The 25,856-nt window shown below is 62.1% G+C and carries 20 protein-coding genes; 12 read left to right on the top strand and 8 right to left on the bottom strand.

What is annotated here, in order from left to right; genetic code table 11:
• The first annotated feature begins 282 nt into the window (after nt 1-282).
• Nucleotides 283-4,323 carry an Eco57I restriction-modification methylase domain-containing protein gene (locus KKR91_RS03640; RefSeq protein WP_215057264.1) on the top strand — a complete coding sequence of 1,347 codons (4,041 nt, stop codon included), beginning with the start codon at nt 283-285 and terminating at the stop codon, nt 4,321-4,323.
• On the top strand, nt 4,320-7,694 hold the full coding sequence (locus KKR91_RS03635; protein ID WP_210229959.1) for an SNF2-related protein: 3,375 nt from the start codon (nt 4,320-4,322) through the stop codon (nt 7,692-7,694). The genes KKR91_RS03640 and KKR91_RS03635 overlap by 4 nt, the downstream gene beginning before the upstream one ends.
• A 158-nt stretch (nt 7,695-7,852) precedes the next feature.
• Here the strand turns inward: KKR91_RS03635 and KKR91_RS03630 are convergent, their stop codons facing one another.
• From KKR91_RS03630 to KKR91_RS03615, 4 genes are all read right to left on the bottom strand, one after another.
• Nucleotides 7,853-8,089, bottom strand: coding sequence for a hypothetical protein (locus KKR91_RS03630; RefSeq protein ID WP_210229957.1), 237 nt, complete (start codon nt 8,087-8,089; stop codon nt 7,853-7,855).
• A gap of 10 nt (nt 8,090-8,099) precedes the next feature.
• Nucleotides 8,100-9,158, bottom strand: a complete 1,059-nt coding sequence (locus KKR91_RS03625) for a restriction endonuclease (protein WP_210229955.1) — start codon at nt 9,156-9,158, stop codon at nt 8,100-8,102.
• A 209-nt stretch (nt 9,159-9,367) separates the two neighbouring features.
• Nucleotides 9,368-10,237, bottom strand: a complete 870-nt coding sequence (locus KKR91_RS03620; RefSeq protein ID WP_210229953.1) for a YDG/SRA domain-containing protein — start codon at nt 10,235-10,237, stop codon at nt 9,368-9,370.
• 423 nt (nt 10,238-10,660) lie between these two features.
• Nucleotides 10,661-11,833, bottom strand: coding sequence for a GDSL-type esterase/lipase family protein (locus KKR91_RS03615; protein ID WP_210229951.1), 1,173 nt, complete (start codon nt 11,831-11,833; stop codon nt 10,661-10,663).
• 293 nt (nt 11,834-12,126) lie between these two features.
• Here KKR91_RS03615 and KKR91_RS03610 point away from each other — a divergent pair, with 293 nt between their 5' ends.
• From KKR91_RS03610 to KKR91_RS03570, 9 genes are all read left to right on the top strand, one after another.
• Nucleotides 12,127-13,128, top strand: a complete 1,002-nt coding sequence (locus KKR91_RS03610; protein WP_210229950.1) for a TRAP transporter substrate-binding protein — start codon at nt 12,127-12,129, stop codon at nt 13,126-13,128.
• Nucleotides 13,129-13,158: 30 nt separating this feature from the next.
• Nucleotides 13,159-13,665, top strand: a complete 507-nt coding sequence (locus KKR91_RS03605) for a TRAP transporter small permease (protein ID WP_210229948.1) — start codon at nt 13,159-13,161, stop codon at nt 13,663-13,665.
• On the top strand, nt 13,662-14,969 hold the full coding sequence (locus KKR91_RS03600; protein ID WP_210229946.1) for a TRAP transporter large permease: 1,308 nt from the start codon (nt 13,662-13,664) through the stop codon (nt 14,967-14,969). Before KKR91_RS03605 ends, KKR91_RS03600 begins: the two co-directional genes overlap by 4 nt.
• Before the next feature lie 54 nt (nt 14,970-15,023).
• Complete coding sequence (kduI, locus tag KKR91_RS03595) at nt 15,024-15,851, top strand: 5-dehydro-4-deoxy-D-glucuronate isomerase (protein WP_210229943.1); 828 nt, start codon at nt 15,024-15,026, stop codon at nt 15,849-15,851.
• Between the two features lie 41 nt (nt 15,852-15,892).
• On the top strand, nt 15,893-16,705 hold the full coding sequence (locus KKR91_RS03590) for an IclR family transcriptional regulator (RefSeq protein WP_210229941.1): 813 nt from the start codon (nt 15,893-15,895) through the stop codon (nt 16,703-16,705).
• A gap of 9 nt (nt 16,706-16,714) precedes the next feature.
• Entirely contained in the window at nt 16,715-17,740 is a 1,026-nt protein-coding gene (locus KKR91_RS03585) for a zinc-dependent alcohol dehydrogenase (protein WP_210229939.1), read from the top strand.
• Entirely contained in the window at nt 17,737-18,504 is a 768-nt protein-coding gene (locus KKR91_RS03580; RefSeq protein ID WP_210229937.1) for an SDR family oxidoreductase, read from the top strand. The genes KKR91_RS03585 and KKR91_RS03580 overlap by 4 nt, the downstream gene beginning before the upstream one ends.
• Nucleotides 18,505-18,588: 84 nt before the next feature.
• The gene (locus KKR91_RS03575; protein WP_237687475.1) at nt 18,589-19,266 is read left to right on the top strand and encodes a bifunctional 4-hydroxy-2-oxoglutarate aldolase/2-dehydro-3-deoxy-phosphogluconate aldolase; all 678 of its coding nucleotides are present in this window, start codon (nt 18,589-18,591) and stop codon (nt 19,264-19,266) included.
• Nucleotides 19,263-20,225: a sugar kinase gene (locus tag KKR91_RS03570; protein ID WP_237687474.1), complete on the top strand. Its 963-nt coding sequence runs from the start codon at nt 19,263-19,265 to the stop codon at nt 20,223-20,225. Before KKR91_RS03575 ends, KKR91_RS03570 begins: the two co-directional genes overlap by 4 nt.
• Before the next feature lie 56 nt (nt 20,226-20,281).
• Here the strand turns inward: KKR91_RS03570 and KKR91_RS03565 are convergent, their stop codons facing one another.
• Nucleotides 20,282-20,704, bottom strand: coding sequence for a VOC family protein (locus tag KKR91_RS03565; RefSeq protein ID WP_210229934.1), 423 nt, complete (start codon nt 20,702-20,704; stop codon nt 20,282-20,284).
• Between the two features lie 283 nt (nt 20,705-20,987).
• Here KKR91_RS03565 and KKR91_RS03560 point away from each other — a divergent pair, with 283 nt between their 5' ends.
• Complete coding sequence (locus KKR91_RS03560; protein ID WP_210229932.1) at nt 20,988-21,569, top strand: hypothetical protein; 582 nt, start codon at nt 20,988-20,990, stop codon at nt 21,567-21,569.
• A gap of 237 nt (nt 21,570-21,806) precedes the next feature.
• On the opposite strand, the gene mmsB is transcribed toward KKR91_RS03560, so the two are convergent.
• The 3 genes from mmsB to chvE all read right to left on the bottom strand — a co-directional run bounded on the left by mmsB (nt 21,807) and on the right by chvE (nt 25,778).
• A complete protein-coding gene (mmsB, locus tag KKR91_RS03555) occupies nt 21,807-23,012 on the bottom strand; it encodes a multiple monosaccharide ABC transporter permease (protein ID WP_210229930.1) in 1,206 nt (401 codons plus the stop codon).
• Nucleotides 23,009-24,556, bottom strand: coding sequence for a multiple monosaccharide ABC transporter ATP-binding protein (gene mmsA, locus KKR91_RS03550; RefSeq protein WP_210229928.1), 1,548 nt, complete (start codon nt 24,554-24,556; stop codon nt 23,009-23,011). Before mmsA ends, mmsB begins: the two co-directional genes overlap by 4 nt.
• A 94-nt stretch (nt 24,557-24,650) precedes the next feature.
• Nucleotides 24,651-25,778: a multiple monosaccharide ABC transporter substrate-binding protein gene (gene chvE, locus KKR91_RS03545; protein ID WP_210229926.1), complete on the bottom strand. Its 1,128-nt coding sequence runs from the start codon at nt 25,776-25,778 to the stop codon at nt 24,651-24,653.
• Nucleotides 25,779-25,856 lie beyond the last annotated feature (78 nt).

Genomic DNA, 25,856 nt, shown 5'->3' with positions numbered 1-25,856 from the left:
GGCGGGGGAAGCTAACGTGGTAGTTCCCCCGCCTATGGCACTGCCAAGTCTGGGCTTGGTTTCAGCCAGCGAACGGATAAGGGAAACTGTGAATGCAATTCCCTTCTCCTGCCGCCTCGGATACTGGCAACACCCTTTATGGCGCCGCTCCGTCACCTCGATATGCGACCGGGCCATACATTTATTCAACAAGCGTTCCTCCCATCCATCCAGGCTTGGCTTTTCGCGGCTAGCGACCATACCGGCAGAACGCTTCAACACCAGATCAGCAGGAGCACACCGATGTCTCACGAGTCAAAATTGGAATCATTTCTTAGCGATTTCAATGGCCGCATGTGGTCCCAGTCCGGAGCGCCTGACTACGTACACGCGCGTGCGTTTTATCAGGCCCTCGACGGGGTTCGGCTCGACGTAGTCTATGCAGTGGCTACCCATCGCCCATTGGCAGCAGACCTCCGGGCCATGTGGGAAAAGCGCTGGAATCGCCGACCCACTGGTGTCCTGTTGGTTGTAGGGTACCTGGGACAAGATGCCTCGCCCAGAGCGGCGATCGTGGGTCTGCGGGACACCGCCCAGCTCGCAACGGATATGCCGTTGTCCCTCGTCGAGCGGATCGTGGAACAGGGCCTTGAGGCCCCCACCACAGCCTTGGCGGAACAGCTAATCGCTCCGTTGTTCGCTTCGCATGATGACGATGAAATCTTAGGCTTGGTCAATACCGGCCTGTTCGCCACGCACGAGCTGCTTGCGAATGTTCCGCACAGATCAGACTGGACAATGGCGAAGGAACGCTCACAGGCCTTCCGCTGGCATTCCGGTGAGGACCTTGTCCGTGCTTTGGGTTGGGATGTCTCTCGAAGAGGGGCCGATCTCATCCTTGGAAAAAACGGGCGAGAGGATGCTGTCGCTGTCCTTCTGGAAGGGAGCGAACTTTTCGATCGCCCTTCGAGTAGGTTCGGAGAGACATCTCCTGTCCAGCACGGCATATCCCTGGCACGGAACACCAAAATCAGGTGGGTTCTAGCTGTGCAGGGAACCCGTATCCGTCTGTACACAGCCGATCCCGATGTTGGTATTTCCCGCAAAGGTAGTGACACATATACGGAGATCGACCTTGCAATCATCGACGACGAGCATCTGGCATACGCTGCCCTCCTAATAACGCCGGAAGCTCTTTGTGCGCAGGGAACCGCAGATACAATTCTTGCGGCTTCCCAGGACCATGCCGCCGGCCTGGGCGAGCGGTTGCGGGAGCGCATCTATGTGGACGTCGTTCCGGATCTTGCCACAGCAGTAGCGGCTCGGTTCGGAGCAGCCACAGAGACCGAACTCCGGAGCGCCTATCGCGCTACGTTGATCATCCTCTTCCGGCTTCTGTTCGTTGCATATGCCGAAGATCGGGGACTTCTGCCCTATAAAACCAACGAGCGCTATACGCATGTCTCTCTTAAGGAACGCGCCCGTTCCTACGCTAAAAACCTGCAAAACAACGAGCATCTGAGTTTCGATCCGCAAGCCACCGACCTTTGGGACAACCTTCTCGGCATTTGGCGAGGCATCTTCTCCGGCCATACAGAGTGGGGAATCCCCGCCTACGGGGGTTCTTTGTTCGACCCGGCGGAAACGACGGGGACAACCATCGACGCGTTGCGCCTCACGAATTCGGAGATCGGCCCTGCACTCGTCAAGCTGTTGGTGGATACCGGGAGAGACAGCACCATGGGCCCGGTGGATTTCCAGACCTTGAGCGTGCGCGAGTTCGGGACCATCTATGAGGGTCTGCTCGAATCGTCGCTGTCCGTTGCTCCCGTGGACCTAGCTGTGAACGCCGATGGCGTTTACGTGCCCGCAGCCGCGACCCATGACGTGGTCATCCATGCCGGAGAGGTGTACTTCCACAATGCTTCCGGCATGCGTAAAACCACTGGCAGCTACTTCACCAAACAGTTCGCTGTGGAACACCTGCTCGAGACTGCCCTGGACCCTGCTGTTGAGGAACACCTCGGCCGCGTTGCAGGGTTAATAGCCGCCGGCGATGAGGTATCTGCGCACGACATTTTCTGGGATTTCCGAGTAGCGGACATCTCCATGGGATCCGGGCATTTCCTGGTCGGCGCGGTCGACCATATTGCATCCAGCTTTTCGGCATTCCTTGCAGAACATCCGCTGCCCGGTGTTGCGCGGGAATTGGACCAGCTCCGGGCGACGGCATTGGCCAAACTGGCTGACACGGGCGCCGGGGATCTTCCCGAAATTGATCAAATGACGCTGGTGCGGCGCCAGGTAGCCAAGCGCTGTATCTACGGCATCGATTTGAACGGTATTGCCGTTGATCTAGCCCGGCTGGCCCTGTGGATTCATACCTTTGTCCCCGGGCTGCCTATGTCTTCCCTCGATCATGGATTGGTGCAAGGAGATTCGCTGACCGGCATTGGAACTCTCGACGAGGCGTTTGATGTGCTTGAGCCCAACCGTATGGGCATGCGGTCCCTACTGGCCGACCGGCTCGAACAGATCCTGGAGGAATCTGCCGAAACGCTGCGCCGGGTTGGTCTGACGGCAGAAGCCTCGGCATCGGAAGCCAAAGGCGTGGAAGAGGCCTACGCAGAAGCGCTGAAGGACTCAGAGCCTGCAAAGGCCATCCTTGATGCCGCCGTCGCCCACAGACTCGGACTGATCAACCTCGATGGGGTCCTGGACACCGACTTGATACTCCAATCCGGCAGGCGGGATGACGTTCGCCAAAAGGTCGAAAGACTGGGATGTGTACACCTAGCTTTCGCCTTCCCTGAGGTCTTCATCAGCCGGAACGGCAACCCTGCCGGGTTCCATGTCATCCTCGGCAATCCCCCATGGGACGAAGTCATGGTGGAAGAACCAAAGTTCTGGCAGCGGTTCTTCCCCGGAGTCATGGGCATGTCCCCGGCAGCCCAAAAGAAAGCCATCAAGCAGTACCGCGCCGACCGGCCCGACTTGGTTGCCCTCCATCAGGAGGAGGAGGAAGCTGCCAGGATGTACCGCCAGACACTGCTTGCCGGCCCGTACCCCGGTCTGGGAACCGGTGACGTGGACTTGTACAAAGCGTTTTCCTGGCGGTTCTGGCAGTTGCTGCGGGAGGGCGGCCGTTTCGGCGTCGTTTTCCCCCGGTCAGTCCTGAATGCGGCAGGTTCGGCCCGGTGGCGTTCTACGGTCTTGGCGCAGGGAACCTTCGATTCGGTCGTAACATTGACCAATACCGGCAAATGGGTTTTCGACGAAGTGGACGGGCGATATTCCGTGACGCTTCTGACCGTCAAGAAAACGGCAAGTCCCGAAGGCGAGGTGCGACTGGCCGGCCCCTTCCATTCCCTGCGGGACTTCATGGCCGGTAGGCAAGTACTCGGTAGCCTGCCAGCCTCCGGCTTGGCGGAATGGACCAGCGGGGCATCGTTCCCTCTCCTGCCGGACACTGCCGCTATTGAGGCCTTCCGGGCACTGCGGTTCCACCCGAGGCTGGACTCCGGCGAGCAATGGCTCTTTAAACCGGTGGCTGAGTTCCATGCAACGAGTGACCGGCCCACTTTCGATGCCGGAGAGGCAGCGCCGGGACGCTGGCCTGTATTCACCGGAGCGACATTCAACCTTTGGAACCCCGACGCCGGCGACCCGTATACATTCGCCGATCCTGACATCGTGACCCGTGCCCTATTTGAGAAGCGTAAGCGCCAGGCACGTCTACGGTCGTCAGGTTTCCTCGGTCTCGACCCCAAGATCGTCGGCGACATCGATACGCTCCCCTGTTATCACCCGAGGATTGCGTTCCGAGATATAGCGCGGTCCACTGATTCCCGTACCGCAATAGCCGCCCTAGTTCCAGGGAATGTCGTGTTAACGAACAAGGCGCCGTATCTCTTGCGACGCTCGGGAGACCCGACTGACGAAGCGTACTTACTGGGAGTCCTCTCATCGATCCCCCTCGACTGGTACACCAGGCGGTACGTAGAAATCGGGATGAACCTTCACATTGTCAATGCCCTTCCCATTCCACGCCCGGAACGGAATGACCCACGGCGTCTCCGCGTGGTTGAGATTGCCGCCAAGCTGGCAGCGGTGGATGAGCGATACGCTTCTTGGGCCGCTGCAGTCGGCGTTCCGGTGGGATCCGTTACGCATGAGACCACAAAGACCGATCTCATCCATGAACTCGACGCTGCCGTAGCGAGTCTGTATGGGCTGAGCCGCGCGAGCCTGATTCACATTTTCGAGACCTTCCACCGGGGATGGGATTATCGCCCACGCCTGGCCGGTGTTCTGACCCACTTCGACCGCTGGAGCCAAGCATGAGTTTTCCTATGTCCGTCACCCGCCCCGAGTTTGCAACCAACAGGACAGGTGCCGCCACTGAGCGCGTTGCTGATGCAGTCATCAAAATGATCGCGAACGGATCCGAGGGACGCGTGGAACCGACGCGAGTGGACATCGCTACGGCGTACTTCAACGTCGGAGGATTCACGCTTATAGCTGAGGCTTTGGAAGCCGCGGGACCGGTCCGCCTACTGCTGGGCGCCGAACCGATGGACTACGACGTGCGGTCCACCATTACGCCCCTGAGTGTATTAGGAGCGCGCCGTGGAAACCCCCGGCTACGTGAAGCGTTAGAGGAGCACGCCAAAGCGCTCACAGAAGACAGGGACCTGGTAGGAATCACAAGGGAAGGAGATGCAGCTGTCCAACGTCTGCTTGTGTGGCTGAAGAGTCACGATGTCCAGGTCCGCCGGCTGGAAAAGCACTTCCTGCATGGCAAGGCGTTCATCGTCAAAGACGGCGGGGCCAGCGTCTTGGCAGGATCTTCAAATCTGACCTTTTCCGGGATGGCCCGGAATCGCGAACTGAACCTCGGCGTGTATCAGCCATCTCCCGTCGAGCGCACCCAGGAATGGTTCGATGAGCAGTGGGAAGAGGCTGTCCCCTATGATCTGGCAGGACTCTACGCGGCACGTACCGAGCTGCACCAGCCATGGACGGTGTTCCTACGGATGCTCTATGAGCTTTACGGGGACACCTTCGAGGCGGATACGGAGTTCGATAATGAGCTTGGTCTGACGGATTTCCAAGCCGACGGCGTTCACCGTGCAAAGCGGATCCTCGCCAAACGTGGCGGCGTAATAGTGGCTGACGAAGTCGGCCTGGGAAAGACATTCGTCGCCGGTGAGCTGATCCGCGAGGCCGCTATCGAGCACCGGCAAAAAGTTCTTGTTGTCGCACCGGCCACGCTGCGGGATTCGACGTGGAGACCGTTCCTCAAGGACAAAAACATCAACGCCGACGTGGTCTCCTATGAAGAACTCGCTGGCGACATCCAGAACGGCCGAGCAGGCAAGGCTGGCGCACATGTCCAGGCATTGGATTCCTACGCGCTTGTAGTTGTGGATGAAGCCCATAACCTTCGCAATGCAAGCACCCACCGCGCAGACGCATTCCGTATGCTCCTTGCCGGCTCAGTGCCCAAGAAGCTCATTCTGTTGACGGCTACGCCCGTCAACAACTCACTTCAAGACCTGCAAACCTTGGTCTCCTACATCGACCCCTCCGATGGAGCATTCGCAGACATCGGGGTGCCCAGCGTCCGTCAGTACATCGGAACCGCGATGGCCTTGGACCCGGACGAGCTCTCCGGCAAACACCTTTTCGAGCTGCTCGATGCGATAGCCGTACGCCGGACCCGCCGGTTCATCAAAACACAGTATCCACACGCAAAGGTCGGCGGCGTCCAGATAACCTTCCCTCAATCCCGTGTTCACCGAGTGGAGTACCACCTTGACGGAGTCCTGCCAGGCTTTTTTGAGAGACTGGCAGACGCCCTCGGCGCACGTTCAGAGGATGAGGATCTCACCACCACCGGCGTGACCTTAAAGGACCCCGGCAAGGTGCTGACCATGGCCCGATATGTCCCTTCCAGGTTCCTACTCGGAAAGGACAAACAAATTGAACAATACGAGGTTCAAAACGCGGGTTTATTGCGTTCCGCGCTCCTCAAACGATTTGAGTCCAGTGCTGTGGCGTTCGGTGCAACAATTATGAAGATGATCTCGTCTCAGGACCATTTTCTATCTGCACTGGACCAGGGACGGGTCCTCACGGGAGACGCTCTGCGAGCATGGGCGGCCTCCGACTCTGACGACATTGACACTGTCATAAAGGCCATGAACGACGACACTCTCGAGAGCAACGTCGACGCCGCTAGCGGGTACAATGTCCCTGCACTGAGGGCAGCTGTCCAAGCCGACAAGGAGTTACTCCAACAGTTTCTTACGGAGGTCGCCGCAGTGAGTTGGAAAGATGACCCGAAAATTGACCGACTGGCCGACGAAATTGGACTCATTGCTGCCTCCGCGAAGCGGGATGGGGTCGGGGTTGCAAATACCAGGGACCGTCGAAAGGTCTTGGTGTTCACGTACTTCGCCGACACGGCGAACTACATTAACGAGGCCCTCACCGCCTTGGCGGCACACGGTGACAAACGGCTCGTCGACTACGCGGGGCGCATTGTCGTGGCCACCGGAGGTGACCGGCACGGGCGTAAGGACGCCATCGTTGGATTCGCACCCCGTACAGCCGGCACTGTCGAAGACGAAGATAAGTACGATCTGGCGATCGCTACTGATGTGCTTTCCGAAGGTGTCAATCTGCAGCAAGCCGGTCATATCATCAACTACGACTTGCCTTGGAACCCGATGCGCCTGGTCCAACGTCACGGGCGTATCGATCGCATTGGCTCACAGCACAGGGAGATCAACCTTCGGTGCTTCTTCCCGGACGATCAGCTCGAGGAACTGCTTCAGCTGGAAGGGCGCCTCCAGCTCAAACTCAAACAAGCTGCTGCTGCTTTCGGCATCAGCGACGGCGTGCTGCCCGGCGTCGAGGCAGCCGAGCGGGTCATTTCAGAGACCCGACAGGAAATCGAGCGGCTCCGCCAAGAGGACGCCGCTTTGTTTGACGCTACCGGCTCCGCAGCCGCGTCCAGCGAGGAGTATCAGCGCCGCCTTGCGAACGCCTGGAAATCCGAGGAAACAGCTAAAGATGTCTTGGGACTTCCATGGGGATCCGGTTCTGTTATCGTCCGACCAGGACGACGACCAGGATTCGTTTTGTGCGCTCAGGTAGCTGATCATCCCCGCCCGGAATTCCGATTTGTTCCGCTACAGGATGGAAAGCTGGAAGTGTTGGATGGTGAAGCGGAGATTATCTCGGAGCTGCTCACCTGTCTGGAGCAGGCTGACCCAGGAGATCCAAACACGTCGCCGGCTGATCCGTCGCCGAGCCTCCGCGACGATTTGTATACTGCCTGGAGTGCAGCGCAGGCCGATATGCACACTGAATGGATGAAGCGCACAGATCCCGCTTCCTTTGAGCCGTCAGTCCCACGGGTCATGCGCGTTGCTGCCGATCATGTTCGCCGCCACGGAGGCGCTCTGGGGGATCAACAGGACAGACTAGTCGAGAGACTCAACCAGGTGGCTAACCCCCGTACAGAACGCGAAATTCGATCGGTTCTGGCATCTCATCGGCAGGGATCCCCGGCTGAGGCGGTCCGCGCGCTAATGGATAAGGCCAACGAGCTCCGACTCAAGACGCCTAAACCAACCGAAGCGCTCCCCCAAGTTTCTCCGGACGACATCCGACTGGTTACGTGGATGGCCATCACTAATAAGTAGGCTCAAAGGAAGTGAGTTTATTTCCGGCCGCCCGTCCAGATTCAGGATGCGTGTAGCGGCCCGTCGGCTCCAGCATGGTTTCTGTTTCAACCGTCCAATAGGTGTAGATAACGGACAGGCGGCGGTCACGTCCGAGCCGGCCGTGACCTGTGGTTTAGCTACTGGCCCACGCGGGCTTTCACATTTGCATAGACGCTGTCGGTACCCACCACGACAACGTCGGCCGGCCCGGCTGCCGATTGAAACTCCCGGCAGGTGACGGCATCGGTGCTGACTCCCGGGATCAGCTCCGGGTGTTCGGCGAGTATGTGCTGTAGTTCCGCTTCCGCGGCATAGCCGGGAACCTCCGGCTCGTGCCAGGTGCCGTCCGACTGCCGGTTGAGGATTTTACTCATGTCCTCCGGTTTACCCGGCTTCGTCGGCCAGCGTCCAGATCTGTTTGAGCGGGAGCTCACGGCGTACCCGGGCCGGGAGTGATGAATAGTGCTCCTGCAACTGCGCCACCACTTCATCTGCGTCCCAAACCCGGATCGCGAAGCGTTGGGATTCTAAGAGTTTCCGGGCTTGTCGGGTGAGGCCGCCCCACGCCACGAGCAGGCCTTGATCGGCACCGTGGATCGCTAATGATCCATGCAGCTGCGAGACAGTAGGTGAATCGACGGGCGACGCCTGGCTCTTCACCTGAACGATAAGTCGGGGTGGTTCCAGACCGAGGATGCCCTTGCCGGCGACGATGTCGATGCCGTCGTCGGTTCCTTCTCCGTGTTCGGTGCACACATAGCCAGCACTTCGGAGGATGTCGGCGATCAGGCCCTCCATCTTGTGGCCCGAGAACGCTTCTATGAGCCTGCTGGCGATAGCATCGGCGGCATAGCGCGATACATCCACGGGGACTTCCATGAGTTCATCAGCGTCCAGCTGCGCCTTGGGAGTGGAAGGAGTGGGCGCAGCTTGGGTGGATAGGCCAACTCGCGCTCCTGGATCCGCACCGTCCGAAATACATGCCCGAAGCCGGTGTTCGGCGTCGTTGCGCTCGATCTGACACACCGTCGAGAAGGCACCCAGGGAGTAGAGCAGGTCCTGCTTCACCCGAGAGCGAGCGAGGTCGGTAATTCTCCATGTGACCCTGCGGATATGGCGCCGCTCAGGGTCCGGAGTGTCCAGATATGTGTATTCGCTGTCGATGGTGCCGATGGCTATTTCCGAAGTCCTTTTCAGCGGCATCACCACCAAATCGCCGGTCTTCATCCGAGCCTTAAGCGCCCAAAGCTGTGCCGAAAAATTGCGAACCGCTCCGATGGAGCGGTTCGGAATGCCCACACTCACTTTGTCCATGACGGCCTCCCGGGTGGTGCAGTCGACCAAAGAACCGACATCACCGTACCCAGCACCGGTGTATCCATTCTCCAAGGCCCACTGCTCACGCTCGCCTGAACTCCCTGCCCTGACCAACCAAGCCGTCATGGATTCTCCCCTTGTTGATTGCGTTGTCGCAGTCTATTGCAGGGAACGCGACTTGATGCGGCTACTTCCCTGTCGACAGGAAAGCTGGTCATCACCGATTCCAAGGCTCGGTATTTCGCTTTGGGTTGAAGAGCTGCTTGGCCCGACCTGTGCACTCGCTTACCAAGCTGGACTTTGCACCGCTCAGCCCATGTCTGGGCCTCCTCGCCCTACTTGGACTTACCTTTCGATATATCGCGGTGGTAGGCCAAATAGCCCATGTCCAGGTGATGTTGTTGGTGGATAAGCAGGTCGGACTTGTACCGCTCAAATTCGTATACCTTGCCGGACTCATCCACTGTTACGGCATGGCCATCAAATGCCTTATGGCAGTTTGGGCAGAGGCAGAGCAGATTTTCCAGGATGTCAGGGCCGTCGTGTGGGATTCCAAGCGGCCGAACATGCGCCGCCTCTGCATAAGTTCCGGCGGCGGTCCTCAACTGTGTTCTGCATATTTGACAAGTGTTTTTGTAAAGGCTTTTGACGGTTTCAGCAACAGCAGCGTTGCGCACCCTGCGGTTGGTTAGCGACGTACGACGTAGAGGAGGAAGGTCTTCGCCTCTCACCAAGGCCTTAGAGATCTCCGCAGGTGTGTAGCTATCCAGGGGGTCTGCCTGCAGCTGAAATTGAAGAACCTTGAACCCATCCCGTTCACCCCAACTCCATTGGGTAACAAGAAAGAGTCCCAGGTAGATGTACGAGGTGCCCTTCTTGTTCCCCGTCAGGACAGACTCCTTTGCAAGAACCCGCACAGGCAGTCTCAGCTCGTGATCCCGAACCAAGCCGGCATTGCCCTGCACCAGCTTCTGGTCGGCAACATGGCGACCAGTCTTAGGGTCCCTGCCTCCAAACCCTGTATACGTGATCAAATCGCCCTGGATATCGTCGTCCGAGTACCCATCCGAAAGGCAAATTGATTCACTTCCCTCGAACGTGCCCGCGATTCCTGCCTGGGTCGTCCGGTGAACACCAGCGTCAAACGCCGCCCGCCTGTTTACAAACCTGGTACCGGGTGGGCTCCCGGGTATTTCGCCAAACATACGTTGAGACAAGGTGATCCCCCGAGACTAAGACTCAGGCCGGTGTACGTACCTGCCTGCCCGGCGTCGAACGCCGCTACCGTAACCAATCGGTCGATAGGGCCTTCATGTAAGACGACTAGGTACCGGGGCAATGAGCGCTGTCGAACGCACCCTGGCGGAGGGCAGCACTGGGTGGTGCACAAATTGCATCAAGACTTATCTCAGGTCAGGTTTTGGCCGCTGCCGAGGGGACTCCCGTTCGTTGGAAAGATGCTCCTGCAGCGCACCGTCACCAAGATTGGGATCTGCTCGGTCGGGCGACTTGAGCGACATCCTCGACGTTGCCAATCGGGTCGCCACAGTCGACGGGGCCGCCAACTCGTCCGAGAAGGCTGTCATCTCCGAGCTGGACAGCCGGGCCGCCCGAATCCAACGATCCACCTAGGAGACGGTCTCCGCCGCGTTTACCTGCCCAAACGGCCCCTCATCGGCGAACGCATACTCAGCAAACCGCTCCCCGATTAGACGGTGGGAGACAGTGTCGGGATGCAGCGCGTCGGGCAACGGGTGGGATTCAGCATCCGCTGCACCGTAGAGACTCAACCCGTCCAGATAGTGCAGGTTCGGATCCTCAGCCCGGCGGGACACCAGTGACGCTAGCGCCTCGCGGATCACCCGCAGGGTCAGCTGTCCCGCAGCCACCCCGTCCGGTGAACCGGTGGCAATGAACTTCACCTGATCGGCGCCAAAGGATGCCGGATCGAAGGCCCCCGGCCCCGGAGTGTCCTCGTGGATGCCGCAGAAAATGGGTGAGATGAGCACCAACGGGGTTTCGGGATGCCCCTCGCGGATCGTATCCAGGAATCCGTGCACCGCGGGAACGAACGAGCGCAGCCGCATGGAATCCATATTCACCACGTTGATGCCCAGCTTCACGCTGATGAAATCGGCCGGGCTATCGCGCATCACCTGCGCAGTCAACGGATCCACCAGGGCGCTTCCGCCCAGGCCCAGGTTATGGAGTTCGACGCCGCCGGCGCGGGCCGCAACCGCCGGCCAGATTTGCGAGGGGGTGGCGGCATTTGATCCGTGGCTGATGGAGCTGCCGTGGTGCAGCCACACGGGCTTGTCTGAGCGGTGGGGCAATACCGGTGCATCTGTGCGCAGTTCCACCAGTTCCACGGACTCGTTGTGCGGCAGCCAGATCTCCACCACCTTGGGCCCGGCGGGCAGGCCACGGAACACACCGACGTGCGAGGGCCCATCCACTAGGCTGCCCGCACCGGTGGACATGTCCACCTCGGTATACGAACCTCCCGTGAGTTCGTCGCTCTGCAGCAGCTCGCCGTCGACCACCAGGTCAAGGCTCCCACGGGGCCGGTCCGCGCCGCGGTAAACCACCCGGGACGGGTGCACTACAACCTCCAGGACCTCCGCCGTCGTCGTGAGTACCAGCCGGACACCGGAAGGCTGCCCTTCGGCCATCAGGAGCTGTGGGTCGGGAAAGCGGGTACGCACCCATGTCGGCAGCCGGTGCGGCCGAAGCCCGCGGGCAGTTGTTTCGAGCTCCGCCGCTCCACGAACAAATGACGGCGTAATACCTGTGGTGATCATTCCCCGAGTTTATCCGGGGGCTCCGGCAGCCAGCCAACCGCTGAAACCCGGCGAAAGCCACGGCAGAAGCCCTCTGAAGCGTCCGCACAACGAGCGACCGGCAAAAAACCTCTCGGATAACAAGTGCTCAAATCCCTTGACCTGTGATGCAGTTCACATTAGCGTTGCGGAAATGGAACTGAGTTCCATTCTCGCCAGAAGCTGTTAGACGGCTAGTGATGTGTGGCAGTTCGTTCTGGTTCCAAGGCGCAATGAGGCGCCCACTTGTGTGGGCTCAACGAAGAGGAATTCACATGCATCGAAACAAGGTTCTTGCCGTTCTGGCCGTCTCGTCCGTGGCAATGATGGGCCTTAGCGCCTGCGGCGGTGACGCGGGAACGGAGTCCACCAAGGTTTTGAAAGTGGCATTCAACCAGAACGCCTCACACCCCCAGGCTGTGGCAATCACCGAACTCAGCGACAAGTTGAAAGAGGCTACCGACGGCGCATTCGAGCTTGAGCTTTTCCCTGATGAGCAATTGGGTTCGCAGGCTGAAACTTTGGAACTGGTGCAGTCCGGTGCAGTGGATATGGCCATTGTTGCCGGACCACTGCTGGAAGCCTTCAACCCGGATTTCTCCGTCCTGAACCTTCCGTACGTTTACGACTCCCCCGAACACCAGATGTCCGTCCTCAATGACCCCGAGATCACCGGCGAGCTCTTCGATTCATTGGAAACCTCCGAAAGCATCTCTATTGTCGGTGCCTATCACGGCGGCGTCCGCAACGTGTACACGGGCGCCCCGGTAGAGACCCCTGAGGATCTCGCCGGACAGAAGATCCGCATCATCTCCTCGGACACGAATGTCGCCATGCTCGGCATGATGGGCGGGGTGGGAACGCCGATGCCGCAGGGCGATGTCTACACCGCCATCCAGTCCGGCGTCCTGGACGGCGCGGAGAACAACGAGCTCATTTACGCCGACCTGGCCCACGCTGAAATCGCAAAGCACTACTCCTACACCAAGCACCTGATGATCCCCGACTACTTCGTTGCCAATCCGACCGTGATGGCCGCCTTCAGCGACGAGCAGCGCGAGGCACTGGAAACCCTCTTCGCCGAATCCGTGGACAGCGAACTGGCGTCCTTCGACTCCAAGGTCTCCGAGGCCAAGGCAAAGGCCGAGGCCGCCGGCGCCACCTTCCACGAGGCCGACGTCGAAGCGTTCCGTGAGGCAGTGACCCCGCTGCACGAGGACAAGGTCAACAACGACGTCACGAAGGCCATCTTCGAGAAGATCGACGCTGCGCGCTAAGCCGCGAAGCCGCAACCGGAAGTCACAGAAATGACCAAGCTTAAGCAGGCGGTCGATGCCGTCCTGAGAACGCTGTGCATCGTGTTGTTTGCGCTGCTCATCCTCCTCGTGTGCTGGCAGATCCTCACCCGGCTGGTATTCAACGATCCCAGCGTCTGGTCCGAAGAGGCCTCGCGCTACACCTTCATCTGGCTGAGCCTGATCGGCATCTCCGTGGCCACCGGGGAACGGGCAGACGTGGCCATCGACATCCTGGTGAAGAAACTTCCGGTTGTGGCCCAGCGCTGGGTAACGGCCCTGGCCTACCTCACCGCCATCAGCTTTGCGACGGTGATCATGGTCTACGGCGGCTACCTCAATGCCTCCCTGTCCTGGAACCAGGCCAACCCCGTCCTTCCGGTTAACCAGGGCGTCCTGTACCTGGCCGTCCCCGTTGCCGGCGTACTGCTCACGTACTACCTCTGCTACCACTTTGTCCGGATCATCGCGGCGAAGGAAGACGCAACCGCACCCGAAGAGATCCAGGTTGAGCTATGACAGATGCATTAACCGTCGCCACGATACTCATCGGCGGCATGGTGATCCTGCTGGCCATCGGAGCTCCGATCAGCATCAGCGTGGCCCTTCCCTCCGCCATCTCCATGATTTATGTCCTCGGATTCCAGGACGGCGCACTGGCCTCGGCACAGCGGATGTTCAATGGCGTCAATTCGTTTGCACTGCTGGCCATACCGTTCTTTGTCCTGGCCGGCGTCATCATGAACAACGGCGGCATAGCCATCCGGCTAATCAACCTGGCGAAAGTCATGGTCGGCAAAACGCCTGCACCGCTGGTCCAGACCGGCGTCCTGGCCAGCATGCTCTTCGGTGCCGTCAGCGGCTCCGCCGTGGCCACTGCCGCCGCCGTCGGTTCAACCACCGCCCCCATCCAGAAAAAGCAGGGCTATGACCCGGCCTTCAGCGCGGCGGCAAACGTCGCCGCCGCACCCAGCGGCCTGCTGATCCCGCCGAGCAACACCCTCATCATCTATGCACTGGCCAGCGGCGGCACCTCGGTGGGCGCCCTGTTCATGGCCGGCTACATCCCCGGCATCCTCTGGGGCCTGACCTGCATGGTGGTCGTGTACTTCTACGCCAAGCGCCACCCGGAACTGAAGGCCGAACGCTGGGCACGGCCGCAGGAAGCCCTCCTGGTCTTCCTGCAGGCGCTGCCCTCGCTGAGCCTGATCGTCGTCGTCATCGGCGGCATCGTCTCCGGCTTCTTCACCCCCACGGAAGGCTCCGCCGTCGCGGTGGTCTACGCGCTGCTGCTCTCCTTCATCTACCGCAGCATCAAGATCAAGGACCTGCCGGGCATCCTGATGAACGCCGCCCGCACCAGCTCCGTGGTCATCTTCCTGATCGGTGTTTCCACGATCATGTCCTTCGTCATGAGCTTCACCCGGATTCCGGCCCTGCTCGCCGAAAGCCTGTTCGGCTGGACCGACAGCAAGGTTGTGGTGCTGCTGATCATGATGGTGCTGCTGCTGATCATCGGCATCCCCTTGGACGCGACGCCGGCCATCCTCATCTTCACGCCGATCTTCCTGCCCATCGCCGTCAGCTACGGCGTGGACCCGGTGCACTTCGGCATCATGATGGTCTTCAACCTCTCGATCGCGGTGATCTCGCCGCCATCGGCTCCCGTGCTCTTTGTCGGCGCCCAGGTGTCCAATGTCGAAATCGGCCCGGTGATCGTCAAGCTGATGCCCTTCATGGCGGTCCTGATCATCCTGCTGCTCATCATCACCTTTGTCCCCGAACTGTCGCTGTGGCTGCCCCGGGCCCTCGGATTCCTGTAGCTCCACCACCCCGGCTGCTCCCCCATTTACTCAATCACCATCAAAGGACCTCCCATGGACGTGCTGTACTCGACAAACCCGAGCGAAATCCCCACCCTGGACGCTGCCGCACTGCGCAGCCGGTTCCTGGTCGATGACCTGTTCATCGACGGCCAGGTCCGCGCCGTCTACTCCCACCAGGACCGCGTGGTGCTGGCGGGCGCGACGCCGGCCGGCGGCCCGCTGCCGCTTCCCACCTTTCCGGAACTGCGGTCGGACACCTTCTTCGAACGCAGGGAAGGCGGCATCATCAACGTGGGCGGTGCCGGCACCGTCACCGTCGACGGCGAAACCTACGCCCTGAAGCACGGCTCCTGCCTCTACGTGGGCCGCGGCGCCCGGGAAGTGGTGTTCACCTCCGACGGCGAAGACGCCGCCCGTTTCTACATCTTCTCCGCCCCCGCCCACACGGCCTTCCCCACCACCCTGGTCGAAGCCGGCAACGGAACGGTTCGGGAACTCGGCGACGCCGAAACCTCCAACCGCCGAACGCTGAACCAGTACATCCACGAAAACGGCGTCAAGAGCTGCCAGATCGTCATGGGCGTCACGACCCTGCACACCGGCAGCATGTGGAACACCATGCCGGCCCACACCCATGACCGGCGGATGGAGGCGTACCTCTACTTCGACCTCCCCGAGGACGCCCGGGTGGTGCACCTCATGGGTGAACCCGAGGAAACCCGCCACCTGATGGTGGGCAACCAGACTGCTGTCATTTCCCCCAGCTGGTCCATTCATTCCGGGGTTGGCTCCGCCAGTTATTCCTTTGTCTGGGCCATGGCCGGCGAAAACCAGTCCTTTGACGATATGGATGCCGTCGCTATCACCGAACTGCGTTAGCGGACCATGATGGATGTATCCCAACATCAGGAAAGACGGTCATGGTAAACAATTCGTCCGCGCAGGCAGCCCCTTCAACCCCGAGCACCAGCGAAAAAACGCTGATTGTGCTGGAAGCGGCCTTGGAGCATTCACGGTTCACCGAGGTTGTCGCGGCCACGGGATTTCCCAAGGCAACGGTGCACCGGCTGATTTCCACCCTGGTGGAACGGCGGTTCGTGACCATTGATGCGAACGGACAATACCTGCCGGGACCGTCAATCCTCGCATTGGCCAGCAAGGCCCTGGAACGCATTGATATCTCCTCCATTGCGCAGCCTTTTGTCGACCAGCTGGTGGATACCATCCATTGCACCGTCCACATGGGGGCCATCAGCGGTGACGCGGTCCTCTACATTCTCCGCAAGGACTCCGATAAGCCCTACAAAATGCCGTCCCGGGTGGGCCTGACCGTTCCGCTGCACACCACCGGAATCGGCAAGGCAGTGCTGGCCACTTACGACGACGAAACGGTGGAACGCATGCTGGCCCGGGCCGGCATGGCCCGGATCACCGATGCCACCATCGCCACGGTGGAGGACTTCAAGCGGGAGCTCGACGACGTCCGCCGCCGGGGCACCGCGCGGGACCGCGGGGAAAACGTGCCGGGCATCGCCTGCATCGCGGCCCCCGTCCACGACCACACCGGCGTCGTCCGCTACGGACTGAGCATTTCCACCCTGTCCATCGAGCATTCCGACGAGCAGATCGAAGCAATGTCCGACGACCTGCTCGCCACGGCAGCAGCCATTTCACACGCCCTGGGCTACCGGGGCACGGGTCCCGAACCCGGTTATTCTTCCCCTCTTCACTAGGAGCACATCATGACCGCTGCCGCCTATACCGGCTCCCGGAGTTTCACTCTCGACGAGCCCCAGGCCGCCCCGCCCCAGCCGGGGCAAGTGCAGATCGCCGTCGCCTTCACCGGCCTCTGCGGAACCGACCTGCACATCTTCCACGGCGACATGGATTCCCGGGTCAGCATGCCGGCCATCATCGGCCATGAGATGTCCGGCACCATCACCGCCGTGGGCGAGGGCGTCACCGGATGGACCCCCGGGCAGCCGGTGACCGTCATGCCCACTGTCTCCTGCGGTACCTGCCCCGCCTGCCGGCGCGGCAACAGCCACATCTGCCACCATCTGAACTTCGTCGGCATCGATTCCGAAGGCTCGATGCAGAGCCGCTGGAACGTCCCGGCCGACATCCTCGTCGCCCTGCCAGACGGTCTGCCCCTGGACGAAGCGGCGCTCATCGAGCCCACCGCGGTCGCCGTCCATGACGTCCGCCGGGCCAAGGTCACTGCCTCCGACTTCGTCGTCGTAATCGGTGGCGGACCCGTGGGCCAGCTCATCGCCTGCGTCGCCCTGCAGCAGGGCGCCCGGGTGGTCCTGGTGGAGCTCGACGCCGGCCGGAGACAGACAGCCGCAGGCTTCGGTATTGCCACCATCGATCCGACGGAACGCAGCCTCGTGGACTACGTGATGCAGGAAACTGACGGCGCCGGAGCCGACGTCGCCTTCGAGGTCTCCGGTGCCGCTGCAGGGGTCAACTCGGCCGTGGACGTCCTGACCACCAGAGGCCGGCTCGTGATGGTCGCGATCCACCCCAAACCCAAGGAAATCGACCTGCACCGCTTCTTCTGGCGGGAGCTGGAAATGTTCGGCGCCCGGCTCTATCAGCGGGAGGATTTCGAGGAAGCCGTCCGGCTGGTCGCCAAGGGCGCCGTTCCGGCCCGCCAGATGATCTCCCGGGTCGTTTCGCTGCAGGACGTTACGGACGGATTCCTCGCCCTCGAATCCGGCGGAGTCATGAAGGTTCTTGTCGATTGCCGCGAGGTGGCCAAATGAATACCCCCAACCCCTTTGACCTGAGCGGAAAAACCGCCGTTGTCACCGGTGCCCGCCGCGGAATCGGTTTGGCCATGGCCATCGCCCTTGCCGAAGCCGGAGCCGACATCATCGGAGTCTCCGCGACCCTCGAATCCTCGGGCAGCAGAGTGGAGAAGGAAGTCACCGCGCTCGGACGCCGGTTCACCGCCATGAGCACCGACTTCGCCGACCGCGCCGCCGTGTACGAGCTCGCCGCCTACCTGCGGGCAGCCGGACCCATCGACATCCTGGTCAACAACGGCGGCACCATCGCCCGGACTCCCGCCGCCCAGCACCCGGATGAGATGTGGGACCACGTCATCCAGGTGAACCTCTCCAGCCAGTTTGTGCTCAGCCGCGAGATCGGACAGCACATGCTGGAAAACGGCCGCGGAAAGATCATTTTCACCGCCTCGCTGCTGAGCTTCCAGGGCGGCATCAACGTCCCCGGCTACACCGCGTCCAAATCCGCCATTGCCGGCCTCACCAAGGCCCTGGCCAATGAATGGGCTCCGCAGGGCGTGAACGTCAACGCGATTGCCCCCGGCTACATCGCCACCGACAACACGCAGGCCCTGCAGGATGACCCGGACCGCGAGCGCGGAATCCTGGAGCGGATTCCGGCGGCACGCTGGGGGCGTCCGGAGGACCTGGCAGGAGCCACGGTGTTTTTGGCCTCCCCCGCGTCCGACTATGTCCACGGCGTCGTCCTCCCCGTCGACGGCGGCTGGCTCGGCCGCTGATCCTTCTGCCGCCTTCGGGGCGGCAGCCCGTATCCCGCGCACGTCGAACCTGTTTCACCGCACGTCGAGACCAAAGGACCCGCCTTGTTTTCCACCGAACAGCCCATCCCAGCCGCTGAACGCACGCCGGCCTCCCCGATCCTCACGAGCACCCGGACCATCGCCGTCATGCGTGCCTCCCATGCCAGTGCCTACGCCCCCGTGGTGGAGGCACTGATTGAGGGCGGGGTGCTCAGCGTCGAACTGACGCTGAGCACCCCCGGTGTTTTCGAGGAGCTGCCGCTGCTGCACAAACGCTTCGGTGACACCGCGGAATTCGGGGTGGGCACGGTGACCAGCGTTGACGACGCCGAGCGGGCCATCGACGCCGGCGCCTCCTATCTGGTGACCCCAGCGACCAATACCGCCATCATCGAGGCGGCCGTCCGGCGCGGCGTGGCCATCTATCCGGGCGGGCTCACTCCCACCGAGCTGTTCAACGGCTGGTCGGCGGGAGCGACGGCGGTGAAGGTCTTTCCGGCCTCGGTGGTCGGCCCGGGTTACGTGTCGGCGCTGCGCGGGCCATTCCCCAATATCCAGGTGGTCCCCTCCGGCGGCGTGGGCATTGACGACGCCGTTGCCTGGGTGAAGGCGGGAGCCCTGGCGGTCAGCGTGGGCGGGCCACTCCTGGGGGATGCGTTCGACGGCGGCGACCTGCGCCGACTCACGGACCGCGCCGTCCGGCTGCGGGCCGCTGTTGACGAAGCGGGGTCCGCGCTGTGAATCAGCAGATCACTTCACCGTATCTGGTGACCATCGGTGAAACCATGGGGCTCCTGACCGCCGAGCAGCCGGGGCCGTTGGCCCATGTGGCGTCGATGGGGCTGGGCATGGGAGGCTCCGAATCCAACGTCGCCATCGGCATCCAGCGGCTCGGCGGGACTGCGATCTGGTGCGGCCGCACCGGAACGGACTCCCTGGGCACGCTGGTCCGGCGCGAGATCCGGGCCGAGGGCGTGACCGTCCGAGCAGTGGAAGATCCCGGCGCGCCCACCGGCCTGATGATGAAGGAGCGCCGAACCGCGGCCAAGCAGAAGGTGAGCTATTACCGGGCCGGCAGCGCCGGTTCCCGGCTTTCTCCCGAGGACGTGGATCCGGGCCTTATTCAGGGGGCCGCGGTCCTCCACGTCACCGGCATCACGCCCGCGCTCTCGCCGTCGGCGGCCAAGACCATCCGCTCCGCCATCGACGTGGCCCGCTCCGCCGGGGTCACCGTCTCATTCGACCTCAACTACCGTTCCAACCTGTGGACGGCAGCGGAAGCCACCCGGTCTTATCAGGAGATCATTCCGCTGGTGGACATCGTCTTCGCGGGCGACGAGGAAGCAGCCCTCGCCGTCGGGCCGGCGGCCGATCCCGCCGACCTGGCCCGGCTGCTGGTTGACCTTGGGCCCGCGGAGGCGATCATCAAGCTGGGCACCAAGGGCACCGTGGCAGTCATCGACGGCCAGCTGTATCACCAGCCTGCGGTGCCGATCGATCCGGTGGACACAGTGGGCGCCGGTGACGCTTTCGTGGCCGGATATCTGGCCGAACTGATGGCGGGCAAGGCCCCCGCAGAACGGCTGGAGCTGGCAGTGCAGACCGGAGCGTTCGCTTGCCTTGCCTACGGCGATTGGGAGGGACTGCCGACGCGTGCGGAGCTCAGCCTGCTGAGCCAGAGCGAGTCAGTCACCCGCTAAGCGTGCTGGCTTCGGCCCGGCTCAGCTGTGCGGCTCCGGGCTCAGGGCTCCGGTGCTCAGCCCTGCGAATCCTCAGTCTCGATGCTGATCATCCAGCTGGTCCCGAACTTATCGGTCAGCATGCCGAAGACGTCGCCCCAGGGCGCCTTTTCCAGCGGCATGGTCATCTGGCCGCCGTCGAGCAGCTTGTCCCAGTAACCGCGTAGCCGGTCGCCGTCGTCGCCGCTGATCGAGATGGAATAGCTGCTGCCCTCGTCCAGGTTCATGCTGGACGGGGTGTCCGAGGCCATGATCACCAGGCCGTCGTCGGTGGTCAGCGAGGAGTGCATGATCTTGCTCCCCTCGGACGGGTCCTCGGCCATGTTCATGTCCGCGAAGGTGCTGCTTTCCAGCGTGCCGCCGAAGACGCTCTGGTAGAAGCTCATGGCCTCCTTCGCGTTGTCCCGGAAGCTGAGATAGGGATTCAGGGTGGTCGACATAGCGGTCTCCTTGTACTCCGTGGGGTGGGCAGTAGTTACAGCTACGCCGCCAGATTAGGTGGTGGCGGGGTCAGAGAAAAGAGTCCGGCGGCCGCCCCGCGCTCGATCGCGGAAGGCGGCCGCCGTCGTCGTCGTCTTCAGTACCAAAGACCTACCGCGCGCTCCGCTTCGGGCGCCCAGGACGTCCGCAGCGCTGGTAAGCGCCTGTACGATTGCGGAGTTGAAACTTACGCTTTATGGGGGAAAATTGAATTCTGCTCGAATTACCATAGGAACAGCACTGTTGGCATTGGCTCTGACAGCGTGTTCTTCTACTCCGGCTCCATCACAGGACGTCTCTGTAGACTCCGCCGCTTCGCCGTCGGCCGCGGCTGAAATGACCCCTACCGTCGCTGAGAACGATCGCGGGCAAATCATTAAAGAGATCGGCGAGACGGCCGGTCTTTTTACCGATGAGGAAGCCGATGAGCCCACCATGAAATTCAAGGTGACCTCGATAAAGGCAATCGAATGCGACGCACCCTACGCCACACCCCCGACGGGGACAGCATTGGCTGTTTCTCTGGAAATCGAAACCACGGCCACATTCGTCGGTCCTCTGAACGTAAATGGCCAAGACGGCCTGGTCAGCTTCGGTGCCCGCGATTGGAAGGGCTACGCACCTAACGGCACGCGCATGAACACCGTTGACACCTCTATCCAACAAAACTGCCTCGTAGACAATACTCAGTTGCTACCTGACTTCTTCGGCAAGGGCGAAAAGCTAAACGGATTAGTCATCCTCGATGTGACTACACCAACCGGTGAAATATCCTTTGATCCGTCAGGGTCCGGCGGATGGGTCTGGAAATACCCTTCCGCCTAAGCTCAACCACATTGTGAGGGCCTGACGCCGTTTGGCGACAATCAACTGATCGCCATACCCTGGTCACCCGTACCGCGAGCCCATCCCGTCGATTGTCACCGACGACGACGTCTGTTGGATGGCCAGATGACGGCGGCCGCTCCCTCTGGAGCGGCCGCCGTCATCTTTCTTTCTACCGCGCCCGCGTCAGGCGCTGGCCCGGGAATACCCGCCGTCGTCGTCTTCAGTACCAAAGACCTACCGCGCGCTCCTCCGGCGGCTGAACCCGAACGCCACCGCCGCCAGCAGTACCAGGCCCTTGATAACCTGCTGCCAGGCGGCATCCACGGACAGGATGGACAGGCCTTGGTTCAGCACGCCCATCACCAGGCCGCCGATCACCGCGCCGATCACGGTGCCCACCCCGCCCTGCACGGACGCTCCGCCGATGAACACGGCGGCAATGGCGTCCAGCTCGAACCCTGACCCGGCCGAGGCCACCGCTCCGCCGGCCCGGGAGGTGCTGACCACGCCGGCCAGACCGGCGAGGAACCCCATGTTCACGAAGATGAAAAAGTTCACCCACTGCGTTTTCACTCCGGACATCAGTGCCGCGTTCAAATTCCCGCCCATTGCGTAAATGTGCCGGCCAAACACGGTCCGGGTGAGCAGGAAGGAATATGCCAGCACCAGCACGGCCAGGGTGATCAGGATGATCGGTGTGCCCCGGCTGTAGGCCAGCAGGTAGCACAGGTACATGATGGCAACCACGGCTATGCCGATCTTGAACCAGAAGGACGCGGCCCGCTCGCGCGGCAGGCCGAGGCGCTGCAGGTCAGCGCGTGCCCTGAGCTGCTGCACAATCACCGCAACCGAGGCAATCGCGCCGATGCCCAGGGTGATCAAATCCGGGGAGCCGGTGGCGGGCAGGGTGCCGGCACTGATCGCGACGTAGGGCCGCGGCAGTCCGCTGACCGTGCCGCCGGTGAGCAGCACCAGCGCCAGTCCGCGGAAAATGAGCATCCCGGCCAGCGTGACAATGAACGCCGGTATGCCCACAAACGCCACCCAGAACCCCTGCCACGCGCCAATCAGGGCCCCGACGACGAGCGCCAGGACAACGGCACCCCACCAGGGCAGGCCCCAGTCGTTCATGGACAGTGCCGCGACGGCGCCGACCACTGCCACCACCGACCCCACGGACAGGTCAATGTGCCCGGCAATGATCACCATGACCATGCCGATGGCCAGGATCAGCACATAGGCGTTCTGCTGGATCAGGTTCGAGACGTTGCCCGGATACAGCAGCCGGCCGCCGGTGAGGATCTGGAAGAGCAGGATGATGACGACGAGCGCGGCGAGAATGCCGTACTGGCGCAGGTCCACGCGGGGGCGCTTTCTGGCCGGCTTGGTGGGGCGCGGCGGAAGCGGGGAGCGCGCCTGTTCTGGGGTGGCGGTGGTCACGGGGCCTGTGCTCCTTGGTTCCGGTCGGCGGTCATGTGGCGCATGAGTTCCTCCTGGGTCGCGTCGCCGCGGGCCACCTCGGCGGTGAGCCGGCCTTCGGCGATGGTGTAGATGCGGTCGGCGAGCCCGATCAGTTCGGGCAGCTCGGACGAGATGACGATCACGGCCTTGCCGGCCGCCGCCAACTCGTTGATGATTCCGTAAATTTCAAACTTGGCACCGACGTCGATCCCGCGCGTCGGCTCATCCAGGATCAGCACGTCCGGACCGGAATAGATCCACTTGCTGAGGACGACCTTCTGCTGGTTCCCGCCGGAGAGGTTGCCTACGATCGAGGACACGGTCTGCGTTTTGATGTTCATCCGCTGCCGGTACTCGTCGGCCACGGAGTATTCGCGGTTCCGGTCGATGACGCCCAGTTTCGCGAGCTTGCGCAGCGCGGCGGCGGAGACGTTGACGGTGACGCTGCCGATCAGGTTCAGCCCGTAGCGCTTGCGGTCCTCGCTGACGTAGGCGAGGCCGTTGCGGATCGCCTCCCCCACCGTGCGGGTGGAAATCTCCACGCCGTCCTTGAACACCCGCCCGGAGATACCCGAGCCGTAGGAGCGGCCGAAAATGCTCATCGCCAGTTCGGTGCGCCCGGCGCCCATCAGCCCGGCGAAGCCCACGATCTCTCCGGCATGGACATTGAAGGAGGCGTTGTCGACGACGACGCGGTCCACGTCCACCGGGTGGTGCACGGTCCAGTCCTCGACCCGGAACCGTTCCACGCCGATCTGCGGGGTCCGCTCCGGAAACTGGCTGTCCAGCGGCCGGCCGACCATGGCGCGGATGATCCGGGTTTCGATGTCGTCGGTATCGTCCACCGGAAAGGTGTCGATGGTCTGCCCGTCGCGGATCACGGTGACGACGTCGGCGATGGCCCGGATTTCGTTGAGCTTGTGGGAAATGATGATCGAGGTGATGCCCTGCCCGCGGAGCTGGTCGATCAGCCCCAACAGGTGCGCCGAATCGCCGTCGTTCAGGGCGGCGGTGGGCTCGTCCAGGATCAGGATCTTCACTTCCTTGGACAATGCCTTGGCGATCTCCACCAGCTGCTGCTTGCCCACGCCGAGTTCGAGGATTTTCGTGGCCGGGTTCTCGTCCAGGCCCACGCGCTCCAGCAGGGCCGCGGCCCTCAGGTTGGTCTGGTTCCAGTCGATCACCCCGCCGCGGGAGACCTCGTTGCCTAGGAAGATGTTCTCCGCGATCGACAGGTACGGGCTGAGCGCCAGTTCCTGGTGGATGATCACGATCCCGTCCCGCTCGCTGTCGTTGATCGAGCCGTAGGACACGTCCTTGCCCTCGAGCGTGATGGTGCCCTCGAAGCTGCCGTGCGGATACACCCCGCTGAGCACCTTCATCAGGGTGGATTTGCCGGCACCGTTTTCGCCGCAGATCGCGTGCACCCCGCCGCGTTCAATGTCCACCGAAACGCCGTCGAGCGCTTTGATGCCGTTGAACTCCTTGGTTATGCCGTCCATGGAGAGGATGACGTCGTTCATGCCGTTCTCGTTTCGCTGCAGAAAGAAGTCCGTTTGGAACGCGGGGCGCTCGGATGAGCCGCGCCCCGCGTTCCGGGCGGCTGGTCGGCCGGGGCTAGAGGCCGGCGTCGCCGGCACTCATGAAGCCGGAGTCCACCAGCGTCGTCTGCACGTCGTCCTTGACGACAACCTGCGGCTCCAGGATGTAGGTGGGCACCACCTTGATCCCGTTGTCGTAGGTTTCGGTGTCGTTGACCTCCACCTCGTTGCCCGCGACCAGGGCGTCGATCATGGTCTCGACCTGGGTGCCGAGCTCGCGGGTGTCCTTCCAGACGGTCATCGACTGCCGGTCGGAGAGCATCGCCTTCACGTTCGCGACGTCGGCGTCCTGCCCCGTGATCACCGGCCAGTCGGCGCCGGGCTGGTAACCGGCGCTGTCGAGCGAGGCTTCGATACCCAGCGCCAGGCTGTCATTGGGCGAGAGCACGACATCGACCTTGTCACCGCCGGTGTAGAAGGACTGCAGCCGGTTGTCCATCTCGGACTGCGCGTCCGCCGACTTCCAGCCCAGGATGCCGATGGCGGTCCAGCCCTCGTTGTCCGCCGGGGACTTGCCGGAGGGAACCACCAGCTGGCCGCTCTCCACGTACGGGAGCAGCACGTCCCAGGCGCCGGAGAAGAAGAACGCGGCGTTGTTGTCATCCGGGCTGCCGGCGAAGGGCTCCAGGTTGAACGGACCCTTGCCCTCGGCCAGGCCGAGCTGTTCCTCGATGAATTCGCCCTGCAGCTGGCCGACCTTGTAGTTGTCGAAGGTGGCGTAGTAGTCCACGGCATCGGTGCCGTTGATCAGGCGGTCGTAGGCGATGACGGTAACGTCCTGCTCCTTGGCGCTTTCCAGCGTGGGGCCCAGGACCTTGCCGTCGATGGCGGCGACCACGAGGATCTTGGCTCCGCCGGCCACCTGGTTCTGGATCTGGCTGATCTGCTGGTCGGTCTTGTCATCCGCGTACTGCAGGTCCACGGTGCAGTCCTTGGCTTCGAGCTTTTCCTTCAGTCCCTCGCCGTCGTTGATCCAGCGTTCCAGGCTGCGGGTCGGCATGGAGATGCCGACGTTGCATTCGGCGACGGCGGCATCACCTTCGCCGCCCGCGTCATTGGATCCGGCCGGGGCGCAGGCAGCCAAGCCTGCGGTGAGTCCAAGGGCCAGAAAGAGAGTCGAGACATGCTTGATTCGGGTCATCATTGAACCTTTTGAAAAGGATCCTGCCGCTGGTGAAACGCCTCTAAAAGCAGCTGGATCGGACGGATACAACGCTGTAGC

Source organism: Arthrobacter jiangjiafuii (assembly GCF_018622995.1).
GTDB classification, from domain to species: Bacteria; Actinomycetota; Actinomycetes; order Actinomycetales; family Micrococcaceae; genus Arthrobacter_B; species Arthrobacter_B jiangjiafuii.
The sequence above is the reverse complement of the archived record's forward strand: the minus strand, read 5'-3'. Positions and strand labels throughout refer to the sequence as shown.